The 12,151-nt window shown below is 58.7% G+C and carries 12 protein-coding genes; 2 read left to right on the top strand and 10 right to left on the bottom strand.

Features of this window, described 5'->3' with window-relative positions; genetic code table 11:
* The 9 genes from tatC to pdxS all read right to left on the bottom strand — a co-directional run bounded on the left by tatC (position 1) and on the right by pdxS (position 8,969).
* Positions 1-969, bottom strand: a complete 969-nt coding sequence (gene tatC / locus F4V54_RS02400) for a twin-arginine translocase subunit TatC (protein WP_102723325.1) — start codon at positions 967-969, stop codon at positions 1-3.
* Between the two features lie 72 nt (positions 970-1,041).
* Positions 1,042-1,332: a Sec-independent protein translocase subunit TatA gene (tatA, locus tag F4V54_RS02405; protein ID WP_102723324.1), complete on the bottom strand. Its 291-nt coding sequence runs from the start codon at positions 1,330-1,332 to the stop codon at positions 1,042-1,044.
* A 36-nt stretch (positions 1,333-1,368) separates the two neighbouring features.
* Positions 1,369-2,307, bottom strand: a complete 939-nt coding sequence (locus tag F4V54_RS02410; RefSeq protein ID WP_150386116.1) for a helix-turn-helix transcriptional regulator — start codon at positions 2,305-2,307, stop codon at positions 1,369-1,371.
* 2 nt (positions 2,308-2,309) lie between these two features.
* Positions 2,310-3,263: a helix-turn-helix transcriptional regulator gene (locus tag F4V54_RS02415; protein WP_346265111.1), complete on the bottom strand. Its 954-nt coding sequence runs from the start codon at positions 3,261-3,263 to the stop codon at positions 2,310-2,312.
* A complete protein-coding gene (pafA, locus tag F4V54_RS02420; RefSeq protein WP_150386135.1) occupies positions 3,256-4,647 on the bottom strand; it encodes a Pup--protein ligase in 1,392 nt (463 codons plus the stop codon). Before pafA ends, F4V54_RS02415 begins: the two co-directional genes overlap by 8 nt.
* A gap of 35 nt (positions 4,648-4,682) precedes the next feature.
* Entirely contained in the window at positions 4,683-4,865 is a 183-nt protein-coding gene (locus tag F4V54_RS02425) for a ubiquitin-like protein Pup (protein WP_034663289.1), read from the bottom strand.
* 10 nt (positions 4,866-4,875) lie between these two features.
* Positions 4,876-6,378 carry a depupylase/deamidase Dop gene (gene dop / locus F4V54_RS02430; protein WP_150386117.1) on the bottom strand — a complete coding sequence of 501 codons (1,503 nt, stop codon included), beginning with the start codon at positions 6,376-6,378 and terminating at the stop codon, positions 4,876-4,878.
* A 371-nt stretch (positions 6,379-6,749) separates the two neighbouring features.
* Positions 6,750-7,904 (bottom strand): hypothetical protein, encoded by a 1,155-nt coding sequence (locus F4V54_RS02435; protein WP_150386118.1) that lies wholly within the window; start codon positions 7,902-7,904, stop codon positions 6,750-6,752.
* 174 nt (positions 7,905-8,078) lie between these two features.
* Positions 8,079-8,969: a pyridoxal 5'-phosphate synthase lyase subunit PdxS gene (pdxS, locus tag F4V54_RS02440; protein WP_034663433.1), complete on the bottom strand. Its 891-nt coding sequence runs from the start codon at positions 8,967-8,969 to the stop codon at positions 8,079-8,081.
* Positions 8,970-9,036: 67 nt separating this feature from the next.
* Between pdxS and pdxR the strand changes: the two genes are divergently transcribed.
* Together pdxR and F4V54_RS11405 are read left to right on the top strand one after the other, a co-directional pair.
* A complete protein-coding gene (pdxR, locus tag F4V54_RS02445) occupies positions 9,037-10,431 on the top strand; it encodes a MocR-like pyridoxine biosynthesis transcription factor PdxR (RefSeq protein WP_150386119.1) in 1,395 nt (464 codons plus the stop codon).
* Between the two features lie 32 nt (positions 10,432-10,463).
* Positions 10,464-10,601: a hypothetical protein gene (locus F4V54_RS11405; protein ID WP_156959231.1), complete on the top strand. Its 138-nt coding sequence runs from the start codon at positions 10,464-10,466 to the stop codon at positions 10,599-10,601.
* A 27-nt stretch (positions 10,602-10,628) separates the two neighbouring features.
* On the opposite strand, the gene arc is transcribed toward F4V54_RS11405, so the two are convergent.
* A complete protein-coding gene (gene arc / locus F4V54_RS02450; RefSeq protein ID WP_150386120.1) occupies positions 10,629-12,128 on the bottom strand; it encodes a proteasome ATPase in 1,500 nt (499 codons plus the stop codon).
* Positions 12,129-12,151 lie beyond the last annotated feature (23 nt).

Genomic DNA, 12,151 nt, shown 5'->3' on the forward strand with positions numbered 1-12,151 from the left:
CTAGAGAACGTCGTCGAAGTAGCCGGGGGTGTCCGTTGCGTTATTGATGTCCTGTGGTCGCGCAGGAGGTGGGACCGGTGTAGGTGCCTGCGGTGCCGAGGAAGCGCGAACCGGCCCCGACGGTCCGCCGACCGAGGTTGCTGAACCCACGGGTGTTGGCGCGGTGATAGGACCCGACGCTTCATCGTCCGCCAGATCGCCCCACTCGTTCTTCTTGGAACGACGCTTGTCATGGATGCGGCAGAACTGGAAGGCCATTTCCACCAGGAAGCACAGTGAGAGTGCCAGCACGATCATGGAGAACGGGTCCTGGCCTGGTGTCATGAACGCCGCGAAGATGAAGAGGATAACGATGATGATGCGGCGCTTGTCCTGTACCTGCTCGTACTGCAAAAGCCCAGCAAGGTTGAGCATGATGATGAGCAGGGGCACCTCGAAGCTCACGCCAAATATGACGATGAGCGCAAGAACAAACTTGTAGTACTCGCCACCAGAAAGCGCACCGACTTGGTACTCCCTACCAATGGACATGAGCACGTAGAGCCCCTGGTCAACAATGAAGTACGCAAGCACTGCACCCGCAACGAAAAGAGTCACTGCAAAGGTGACAAAAGACAGGGTCCAACGGCGCTCATTCTTCAACAGGCCCGGGGTGATGAAGCCCCAGATCTGCAGGAGCCACACTGGAGAGGAAACCACGAGTCCCGCGAGGAAGCCAACCTTCAGGCGCAGCATGAACATCTCAAACGGAGACGTGGCAATGAGACGACACGAACCATCCGATGTGAGGTCAGCGCGCAACTCCACCGGCAGCGAACAGTACGGCCGCCGAATGATTTCTCCCAGGGGCAAGATGTTGCCGGGCGCCCACTGGTACCAAATGAACCCGAGCACGGTGCCCACCACAACGGCGAACAAAGAGATCAGCACCCGGCGACGCAGCTCCTGCAAGTGCTCAACGAGGGACATAGATCCCTCGGGGTTATTCCGCCTCCGCCGCCACTTTTTCTGCGGGGACGCGGTGGATGAAGAAGTCACAGATTAATTGGCTGGGTTGTTCCGCTGGTTTTCCGGACGATCCCAGAAGCCTTGCTCTGCAGCAGACTGGGCAGCCGTGCTGCCGGAGTTCCCACTGGTGATCTCACGGGGCTGTGCCGGAGCCTGATTCTGGTTGGTTTGCACCTCGTCGTTCTGCATCTCCTTGACCTCAGACTTGAAGATGCGTGCGGAACGACCAACGGAGCGAGCCAAGTCCGGCAACTTCGCAGAGCCGAACAGGAGGAGAATGACAAAGATGATTAGGAGGATTTCCATGGGGCCGAGATTTGGCATCGGATTTCCTTTCACACAGTGGGGCGAACTATCCCGTCAAGCATAACGCTCAAGGCCAGCTTTTCCACGACCGGCGAGTTTCTCAGCGATATGCGTTGGCTCGGTGACCGCCACACGATCGGCCTGGCTAAGACAAAAGCGCACCAGCCAATCGTCGCTGCCGTACGGCATTGAGGCCACGACCCAACCACGATCACGCTCCTCGTGCAGCTCGATCTGCCAGAAATCTGCCAGCCAGGTTGCTTCCGGGTGGATACGAAGCGTAGCTACTTTCGCGTCACCGAAACCAAAAGGATCGGTGGCGTCGTATATGGGTGAGCCGGGGGTGGAGGAGGCGGGCACGGGATCATCGATAAGCACTGCTTCTTTAATACGATCGACACGGAAGGTTTTCGCAGTGCCCTCTTCGACCGCTGAAAGGTAGGTGTTGCCATCGCGGTGGAAGATTCCCACCGGAGCAACTTCGCGGAAGCGCGTTGTGTCTGATGTGGCCGAATAGTAGTTCAGACGCAACATCCGACGCTGAGCTAATGCTTCGGAGATCGTCCCCAGTGCGCCGGGGGTATCGGGGTGCTGCGCATCCGAGACACCAGCATCACTCATAACATCGCGGATCTTCTGTGCTGCCGAGGTCACCGCCGAGTGATCGATGAGCCCCGGCATTGTCTCCAGCGACTCAAGGGTCAGCAGCAACGCATTCGCCTCCGTGGGAGTCAGGCGTAAAGGTGCATTCATTCCCTGGTCATCGATGACCGTGACGCCAGTCCACTCCGGTGCCAGGTCGATCAGTTCCTCAGGGCGCTTGCCCACACCGGACAGCATGAGACGCTGAAAATCTTCCATCACGTCCGTGTGCGAGTATCCGAGGTCGCGGGCAATCTCCATCGGCGTCGCATTCGGGTGCTTGTGCAGGTACGGCAGGAGGTTGAGTGTACGAACGAGGTGAGTGATTTTCTCTGGACTGTCTTTCTTCATCACTACTCCTCCCCACCTTGGGCTGCTGCTCGCAGCAGCCCAATCACGCTCTCACGAACATCCACTGGCTCCTGCACCACCGCATGTGGGGCGTAACTGGCCACGGTGCGCACGAGCCAATCTCGTTCAACCGCTGTGAACACCAGGGCTCCATCAGCACGCAGATCACCGGCTGCCGCCAATTCGGCGCACGTGCCAGGGTCGATGCTCACCACTGCATCGACCACTGGGCCACGCAGCGATTCTTCAACCACTTGTTGCAGCGGCTTGTCCGCCGCAATGAACTCGTGGGCCTGAACCTTGCGGATGTTGGAGACCCGGACCGCACGGAAACTCCGCGGCGCTTGGCGCTCAACGTCATAGCCCACGACGTATGCGCGGTTGTTCAGTGCAACGATCCCCCATGGATCCATCGTCCGCGCTTGCACATCCGCCGTGGGTGAGGGCTTGTAATCGAAACGCATTCTGGTTTTGGCACGGGCACAGGCAGTGACCGCCGCCACAATGTCTGTATCCAGACGCGAAATATCGTTGTCGAGCGCGGCAATAGGCACCTCATCGAACGTGCGCGTGGCGCCCGCAGCAGCGATCTTCGTCCAACCGGAACGCGCGAAAGCGCCGAGGCTCCCCTGTTTACCAAGGTCGCCTGCCAAGCCCAGAACAAATGCTTCCTCGTCGGTGAAGGAAATAGGTGGGAGCTCGTACGCGTCCTTGTTCACCCACACCAGGCCGTTTTCCGCACGTGCGGGCACTCCAGCGCGCTTCAACGACACAACGTCACGTGCGATGAGGCGCTTGAAGGCCACGTCGGTTCGGTTCTCATACCCTTCAACATTGTTGCGTACCCACTCGTACTCGCGTGGGCGATGAGAACCCAGAAGCGCGAAAGTGAGATTGGTCAGCCGCTGAATGGCGGCATCCGCGTTCGGGTGCATAGTGTTGGAGGGTTTAGCCACGAATTCCCCCTAGTGGCGCGTCGAGTTCATCCGCATGCTCACGCATGTATTCCAGCAAATCATCCACGCGGGCATCCGTCACGGCGAATGGATCCTGCAGGTCCACTGTCTGCGGCACAGGACGATCAACCTTGAGGTGAACCCAGTCCACGGTGTGGTGGGCACCGAGCGCACGCGCCTCCTTGAGGAAGAGCGCGCGCAGATGCGCACGGGTTGTTTCCGGGGCGGTGTGCGCGGCGGCCGCGATCGCTTCATCGGTTGTCCACCGCTTGACCAAGCCTTTGCGCTCCAGCAAGTAGAACAGCCCGCGCTCACGGTTGATGTCGTGGTAGGCCAAATCAATCTGCGCCAGCTTCGGGTGTGACCAATCCCCACCCAAGCGCGTACGGTAGCGCTCCAGAAGGTTGCGCTTGATCACCCAATCAATCTCAGTGCTCACCGGATCAAAGTTTTGCTTTTCGACGGCCTCGAGCACCCGTCCCCACAGCTCAACCACGCGGCGAAGTTCCTCAACCGGAGTTCCTTCATCCGGGCGTTGCTCCAGCCAACGAGTTGCTGCCTCGTACACGCCTCGCTGAACCTCAAGGGCGGTGACTGTGGAACCGTCCTTGAGCACCAACGGTGTCTGGCCAGTGGGGTCGGCAGCGATCTCCTTGATGTGCTTGATTGGCTCAGCAACGTCGAAAGCAGGAATATCCCACTCCGCCTCCAGCATCTCGATGACTAATTGCGTTGAACCGACCTTGAGCGCGAAGGACGGCTCCGCCATGTTGGAGTCCCCCACGATGACGTGCATACGCCGGAACCGGCGGGAATCACCATGCGGCTCATCGCGGGTATTGATGATCGGGCGGGTGCGCGTCGTCGCAGACGACACGCCTTCCCACACCTGATCGGCGCGCTGGGAAAGAACAAACTGACCGTTCTTGATCATTCCCGCGCCGCACAACAGCTGGCGCGTGATCAGAAACGGCAGCAGGCGCTTGCCAAAGTGCTTCAGCGACAACCCACGGCTGATCAGGTAGTTCTCGTGCGTGCCATAAGAGTTGCCGGCGGAATCCACATTGTTTTTGAACATGTAGACATCCCCGCCGATGCCCTCATTGGCCAACGTTTTTTCCGCCTGGACAGCCAACTCGTTGAACAGCAGTTCCCCAGCCTTGTCGTGGTTGAGCAGCTGCGTCAGCGAGTCACATTCAGCGGTGGCGTACTCCGGGTGCGCACCAACGTCGAGGTACAACCGCGCAGCATTATCTGTAAAGACATTCGTGCTCTTGTACCGGGCCACGACAGGTTTGAACAGATAGCGCGCGATTTCCTCGGGCCCGAGGACCGCTGAGGCATCGCGCATAGCGGTGATCCCAAACTCGGTTTCCACCCCCATGATGCGGCGTGGGTAGACAACGGGATGATCAGCCACTACTGTCCGCCTTTTTGCACGTAAGAACGCACAAATTCCTCAGCGTTGTTGTCCAGCAGCGAATCAATCTCATCCAACAGGTCGTCGGTGCCGGCGGTGTTGACAGTGACCTGGCCGGCGTCCTGTGCGTCGCCGTCGTCCTCAGATCCTCCGGAATGCTTCGTTATGTGCTCTTGAGCCATGTCCTCTACCCTACTTCGCCTGTGTGCCAAGGGCGGCGACGATCTCATCCGCCGATCCCGCCGTGTCCAAAATTCCGGCCACGTCGTCCTTGGTGAACTTGTCCACCGCAGCAATGGAAATCGTCCGCGGTCCCTGTGTCGTATCAAATTGAATGGTCTGCCAGCTGGAAGACAGCACGTCCGCGCCGAACTTCGCCGCAACACGTCCGCGGAAGTACGCGCGTGAATCCTCCGGCGGGTTCGCTGCAGCACGCGCGATCTCCTCAGCGCTCACGAGTGTGCGCATCCGCCCCGCCCGCACGAGCGCATGATAAAGCGAGGTCTGCGGATCAATATCCGCATACTGCAAATCCACTGCCTTCAGCTTCGCATCGCCCAGGTCCACACCACGCTGGATGAACCCATTGATCAGCGCGTACTTCGCCGCCCAATCAAGCCGATCCGCGGTGCTCAGCGGGTCGCGCTCCAGATCATCAAGGATCTCGCCCCACAAAGCATGCACCTGCTTATCGACGTCCGTTACCGCCACCACACGATCCCGATACGCCCGTTGGATGGCGATGGCGGTGGCCTTGGAGCCGTCGATAAGCGTCAATTCGTGAGAGAACGTCAAGTCCCGAGAGACAGCCTTGAGTTCTGCGACCGGGTGCTTGAGACGCAGATCGCTGAAGTCAACGCCCTGCTCAATCGCGTCGAGCACGAGTTTCGTGGTGCCGAGCTTGAGCAGGTTCGCGTACTGCGACATATTCGCATCACCAACGATGACGTGGAGGCGCCCAAACTGCGTGGCGTCCGCGTGGGGTTCATCGCGGGTGTTGATGATGCCGCGGTTGAGCGTGGTCTCTAGTGAGACTTCCTGGAAGAAGTAGTCCGCGCGCTGGGAGATCTGGAAACCGTCCTGCTCCCCTGCCTCCCCCAGGCCCATGCGGCCAGCGCCGGTGAAAACCTGGCGTGTGACAAAGAACGGGATGAGGCCCTGCATGATCGCTTCAAACGGCGTGGAACGGGAGTGCTGGTAGTTCTCGTGCGAACCGTAGGACGCGCCTTTGCCGTCGACATTGTTCTTGTACAGCTTCACCGGCGGGCACGGATCATGGCCGTGGAGGACGGAGACGCCTTCCTCATGGAGCTCTTTTACACGCACCGCGGCCTGGCCCAGAACCAGGTCCCCCGCGGCGTCATAGACCATCGCGCTGAACGCATCAGGCACCTCCGGGCTGGAGTACTCCGGGTGCGCGTGATCCACGTAGAAGCGCGCCCCGTTCTCCGTGACCACATTGGCCACGCCCAACGCATCCGGCGCGACAACCGGGACTGTCTGGTAGCGCTTCAGGTCAAACCCACGCGAATCCTTCAACGGGTGCTCATCCTGGTAATCCCAGCGGGCACGCGCGGCGGTGTGCATCGCCGCGTACGCCACCACCAAGTGAGTAGAGCTAACAATCGGACTCAGCCCCGGCTGGGCGGGGGTGGTGATGCCGTACTCGGTCTCCGTACCCATGAAGCGCGTCATGGGTGTTCAGCTTAATGCCCTGAATCACTGCCTAGCGGTTCAGGGACTCAAGTGCAGTTGAACTGCCTCCGGCGACTATCGCTCCATTTCATCAAGCCCGAGCTGCACCAGTGCTTCTGGATCTCTCGTATCTGCCACGATGCCATCGGTAAGATCTGGTGTGTTCTTTCTGTCTACATACGCTGCCCGTAAGTTCCCTACCCACAATCTTGCGGGAAAACGACGATGACGAATGCGACGTAGACAATCCCCGCCAATGATGAGAATGTCGGTGATACCGGTTGCCCGTGAACGATTCGGTCTGTCAGTACGGTCTCTCTATTCCAATCGTTGAACCGCAAACACCGCTAGAAGGGAAACTTAAGGTCTTGCTAAGAGCGCCAAGATCCGATCGCTGATGCCGCCTTCTCAAGTTCGTCACCAAACCTTGCCCACAAAGCCGGTTGTTTCGCTCTGATCTGATCAAAACCCTCACGAACATCCTTGGCATCAACGCCCCAGCGTCGATCTTCAACAGGAATGGACGAAATTGCAGGTTCTAGGTTTTCAACCATTCGAGACGCCCAGTGGTCGTACACATCAGCAAAATTTCCAATTGCAAAAATTAACCATGCGATAGTTGCGGATACACGTTCAGACGAATCAGAATATGACCATCTCTCCACTGACTGTAAACCGCCCCGATGCATAAGGTAAACCAGAGCAAGAGGAATAGATCTAACGAATTCCGTCTTTATATCGTTTCTACTCTTGCTACTCACCCTCAGTGCTTCAAAGTCCCCTTTTTCAACAAGTTTTACTGCCAAAAATACTCCTGTAAGGACATTGAGTTTGAGGCCACCCGCCGTTTGAACATCAATACCCTCGGCTCGATAAATAAGTTCCGCTGCACACGGGGGGTAAATCAGTACGAGATCTGTAAAGAACAAATGCGTCGGTCTTTCTACGGCCGCTGCTTCCCCTGTTACTAGTTCAACGATTAAGGAAGTATCAATATTTAATTTCTCTCTAGACACAAGCCGCAAGAAATCCAAGAGCCCTCGATAAGCGAAAGTCTCTTTACGGACGCCGTACCGCCTACCCAATCCATTGCAGTAGTCGTCAACAGCATCCTGGTCTAACTCGTCCAATAATCCCAGGCCACGGCTGGAACCTGGTAGCGATATTTTTGGATTTGTTCGAATAATCGACTTCAAGAGCTTTTGATCACTCTCGGGAAACTCCCGGATCTCGTCCCATGCGACCCGCAGATACGCTTCATTAGTGGTATCTGCAAGCGCTAACATTAGAGAATCGCGCCGCTGACGCTCCACAATTCGTTCCTGACGAGACAGACTAATGGCTTGTTTATCCAGTAGCTCCATGTTTGTTTTAGATTGACGCGCTCCCATCCTCCATAGAACGAAGGGTATGACGGCCGCGAAAAGCATCGACAGAAAACTGACCAAAAACGATGGATCCGACCATCCCCAATTGTTGACGATATCGTCCTTCCACGAAAAGAAAGTTTTAGCAAACTCAGACATCTTCAATCTCGAGGTTTCGGACATTTTTTACCGTTCATTCCTAGTCTGGGGACTGTCCCCAACAAGGCACGCCATTCGACCCTGGCATATTGAGTAAATTATCCCGGTATAGCCCTAATCTCCCTGCTACCTAAAGGGAACAGAACTTGTGACAGCTCGTACTAATCGAGTTGTTTACCAGCCGCGCTCCGCAAGACGGTGCGGTGCCGGCAGGTCAGCCACGTTGATGCCCACCATGGCCTCACCGAGTCCACGGGAAACCTCCGCAACGGTGGCAATGTCTTGCCAGTTCTGCGTTGCCTTCACCACAGCAGCAGCGCGTGCCTCAGGGTTGCCGGATTTGAAGATGCCGGAGCCAACGAACACACCGTCCGCGCCGAGTTCCATCATCAGCGCTGCGTCAGCCGGGGTGGCCACGCCACCAGCTACAAAGAGCGGAACCGGCAACTTGCCATTCTCAGCCACGTAGGCAACGAGCTCATACGGCGCCTGCAGTTCCTTGGCGGCCACGTACAGCTCATCGCGGTTGGAGTTCCAGATGGACTGCAACTTGGCAATCTCGCCCTTGATGGTGCGCAGGTGCTTAGTTGCCTCGGACACGTCACCGGTACCCGCCTCACCCTTGGAGCGGATCATGGCTGCGCCCTCATTCACGCGACGAAGAGCTTCACCTAGGTTGGTTGCACCGCACACGAACGGCACGGTGAAGCCGCGCTTATCAATGTGGTTGACGTAGTCCGCCGGGCTGAGCACCTCAGACTCATCGACGTAGTGCACGCCAAGGTGCTCCAGGATCTTGGCCTCCACCGAGTGACCGATACGCGCCTTTGCCATGACCGGGATGTCCACGGCAGCCAGGATCCCCTCGATGAGGTCCGGATCGGACATGCGAGCAACGCCACCCTGGGCACGGATGTCAGCCGGGACACGCTCAAGCGCCATGACGGCAACCGCGCCAGCATCGGCGGCGATCTTTGCCTGTTCAGGGGTGACCACGTCCATGATCACGCCACCCTTGAAGGTATCGGTCAGTTCAGCTTTGGAGAGATTGGTAGTGAAAGTCATGGTGCCAGTCTCCCCCGCCGACTGGTAGATTCCTAGTGCCAGTTCTATTTAGATTCTTTGGACCAGTATGCTTATCGACGTCTCCCGCGCCCTCCCCATCCCCCTCCCCGCGCAAGTGGCCACGGCCATCCGGACGGCTATCACTAACGGGACTCTGCAGCCAGGGGACGAGGTGCCCTCGACACGGGAGTTGGCAAAACTGGCGGGGATTTCGCGCGGGAGTGTGGTCACGGCTTACGACCAGCTCATTAGCGAAGGCTATCTGCTCGCATCGCAGGGGTCCCCAACGCACGTGCACCCCGGTCTGCCAGCCGGGATCCCAGGTGCGGCGAAAGAACTGACTTTTCGACCAAAGATTGAACCGGCGCAAAAAACCATTTCGTTGAAGCCGTCATCGGGACATGCCGGTGGGGTCCGGCCCGCCGCATGGCGCCAAGCGTGGCGGGAGGCTGCTGCGGAACCAAACATCGTCATCGACCCCGTCGGACAGCCTGAACTGCGCCGTGCGATCGCCGAACATCTTCGCCTCGCCCGCGGCCTGACCGTGAGTGAGGACCAGATCGTCATCACCGGCGGTTCACGTGAGGGCCTGCTGCTCATCCTGCTCACCCTCGCGCAGCGTCACGGCCAGTTGCGGGTCGGAGTCGAGGACCCTGGCCACCCCGGCCTGCGCCGCGTTATCCCGACTGTGGGACACGAAGCGGTGCCGTGCACAGTCGACGAGTCCGGCGTGAACGTAGACCTTTTGCCCCAAAAATTGGATGCTGTACTGGTCACCCCCGCCTACCAACACCCCCTCGGAGCGTCGATGCCTGCCGGACGCCGCTCCGAACTCCTCGCGTGGGCAGCAGAGACCGGCACTGTCCTTATCGAGGATGACTTCAACGCGGAGCTGCGCTATCGGCTCGCACCACAGCCACCCCTGGCAGCGCTGAGCACGGCGGCAGATGTCTTCATCCTCGGAACCTTCTCCACATTACTCAGCCGTAACCTTTCAGCCGGCTACGTTGTCACTCCCCCGTCCTTCGCCGAAGCTGTGCGCGAAACGCGGAAGGTCCTGGGCATGCCGGTGTCTGCTGTGACTCAATTAGCGGTCGCGCACCTGCTGCAGAACGGACACGTCCGCCGAAACACGAAGGCCGTGCGGAACAGGCTGAGCAAACGGCGAGCGATCATCCAAGCTGACCTGGTTCCGGTACTCGAGGCCCGCGGCGCACATGTGAAGGAAATGGCGGAATCCAACGGGGTCGACCTGGCATTGACGTTCGTCTCCCCTGCCCACCGCGACGCGTTCGTCGCAGACCTCCGGACGGCAGGGATCGAATGCGGGCGCTTGGAGTCCCTGTGGTCTGGGCAGGAACAGCGGCCCGAGGGCATCATCATGAGTTTCGCGCATTTGTCCGACCAGGATTTCGATGCTGCTCTTCAAACACTCTGCATTTCCCCCTCCAGCAGCAGCTAGTCACATCCCACTATTGGGGTACATTGAGCATCATGAGCTCGCCGACACAACAGAAAGAGCTGGGTAGGCTCATCGCGCTCAGGGACGTGGAGATCCTACGAGATAACCCTGAACCAGAAGCCGACCTTATAGTCGACTGGGTGAGACGAAACGTGGTGCTGGAGGACTGACATCCGGTCCCGGGCGGTCCTGAGCTGTCAAAGCACTTCTGCCGCCACAACGCGTTTGCCGGTGCGGCCAGTAATACGCGCCCACTCGTCCGGGTTGGACACGTTGGGCATGTCCTCGCTTTCGTCCTGCTCGGCGCGCACAGCGGCACGGAGGTGCTCGGCCGTCACACCAGATCCCTGCCCGGCAATCTCATCCTTGATGGCCAGCTTCTTCGCGCGGTCCACCACGTTCGCAATCATGGCGCCGGAGACGAAGTCGGAGTAGTGGAGGGTTTCCTGGGAGCCGTCGATAAGCGAGAGCTTCACGAATGGCCGCGGTGCGTAAAGCGTATCGACGGCCACCTGGATGAGCTCGTCCACCTCCCCATCGTGCGGGACCTCCTGAGTGAGGTAGCGCGCGAAGATGTCCTTCGCTTCTGATCGATCAGGCCTATCCACGCGGATCTTGATGTCTAGGCGGCCCGGGCGAAGGATGGCCGGATCGATAAGTTCCTCGCGGTTGGTGGCGCCGATGACGATGACGTTGGCGATGTCCTCCACGCCGTCAATTTCCGTGAGGAGCTGGGGTACAACGGTTGTTTCCATATCCGAGGAAACACCGGAGCCGCGGGTGCGGAAGATGGATTCCATCTCATCGAAAAAGATGATTACCGGGCGACCTTCGGATGCGAGTTCCCTGGCACGTTCGAAGATGAGGCGGATGCGGCGCTCTGTTTCGCCGACGTACTTGTTCAACAGCTCAGGGCCCTTGACGTTGAGAAAGTGCGCCTTGCCACCATCCCCGATGCGGGAGGACAACGAGTTTGCTACCGCCTTGGCAATAAGCGTCTTGCCACACCCCGGCGGGCCATACAGCAGCACGCCTTTCGGCGGCTTGAGGTCATAGGCCTTGTACAGATCCGGGTGCGCAAATGGTAACTCCACGGAATCACGGATCGTCTCAATCTGAGAGTGCAAGCCACCGATGTCGTCGTAAGTAACATCGGGGACTTCCTCGAGCGAGAGCTGGTTGACTTCCGTTTTTGGGATGCGCTCAAATGCGTAGCCGGACTTGTAGTCGAGCAGCACCGTGTCACCGGCGCGGGCAGTTTTCTGCAGCTTTTCCGTCAGGTGCACCACCTGCTCCGCGCCCTGCATGTCGGAGACAATCGCACGGTCAAAGCCGATCTTCTCCGACACAGTAGCCAGCTGCCCCACGCGAGTGAAACCGCAGGCTTCCACCACAACGGAGCCTTCACCCAAGCGGACGAGGCCACCGATGAGCAACGATCCTGGCTCCACGTTCGGGGACACCTTCAAACGCATCCGGCGCCCGGAGGTGAACACCTCTGCTTCCTGGCCACGACGTGCCGGGCCCAAGTAAATCCCGTACGTCGATGCCGGTTCGCCAAGTGCCTCCACCTGTGCTGCTAGATCCTTGAGCTTGTCACGCGATGTCTTAAGCAGCTCAGCCAGCTGCTTATTGCGCGCGCCCAAGGCTTGGTTCTGAATCTTCAGTTCCCGGAGGTCAGCTACAGGATCGGTCATGCTGTTTAGCTTATCGCCTTGGT

The organism is Corynebacterium tuscaniense, from assembly GCF_008693065.1.
In the GTDB taxonomy this organism is placed as follows: domain Bacteria; phylum Actinomycetota; class Actinomycetes; order Mycobacteriales; family Mycobacteriaceae; genus Corynebacterium; species Corynebacterium tuscaniense.

Excerpts from the sequence above, each read along its gene's own strand:
- tatC (WP_102723325.1), bottom strand. The coding sequence starts at position 969 with ATGTCCCTCGTTGAGCACTTGCAGGAGCTGCGTCGCCGGGTGCTGATC.
- tatA (WP_102723324.1), bottom strand. The coding sequence starts at position 1,332 with ATGCCAAATCTCGGCCCCATGGAAATCCTCCTAATCATCTTTGTCATT.
- F4V54_RS02410 (WP_150386116.1), bottom strand. The coding sequence starts at position 2,307 with ATGAAGAAAGACAGTCCAGAGAAAATCACTCACCTCGTTCGTACACTC.
- pafA (WP_150386135.1), bottom strand. The coding sequence starts at position 4,647 with ATGGGGGTGGAAACCGAGTTTGGGATCACCGCTATGCGCGATGCCTCA.
- F4V54_RS02425 (WP_034663289.1), bottom strand. The coding sequence starts at position 4,865 with ATGGCTCAAGAGCACATAACGAAGCATTCCGGAGGATCTGAGGACGAC.
- dop (WP_150386117.1), bottom strand. The coding sequence starts at position 6,378 with ATGACGCGCTTCATGGGTACGGAGACCGAGTACGGCATCACCACCCCC.
- F4V54_RS02435 (WP_150386118.1), bottom strand. The coding sequence starts at position 7,904 with ATGTCTGAGTTTGCTAAAACTTTCTTTTCGTGGAAGGACGATATCGTC.
- pdxS (WP_034663433.1), bottom strand. The coding sequence starts at position 8,969 with ATGACTTTCACTACCAATCTCTCCAAAGCTGAACTGACCGATACCTTC.
- pdxR (WP_150386119.1), top strand. The coding sequence starts at position 9,037 with ATGCTTATCGACGTCTCCCGCGCCCTCCCCATCCCCCTCCCCGCGCAA.
- F4V54_RS11405 (WP_156959231.1), top strand. The coding sequence starts at position 10,464 with ATGAGCTCGCCGACACAACAGAAAGAGCTGGGTAGGCTCATCGCGCTC.
- arc (WP_150386120.1), bottom strand. The coding sequence starts at position 12,128 with ATGACCGATCCTGTAGCTGACCTCCGGGAACTGAAGATTCAGAACCAA.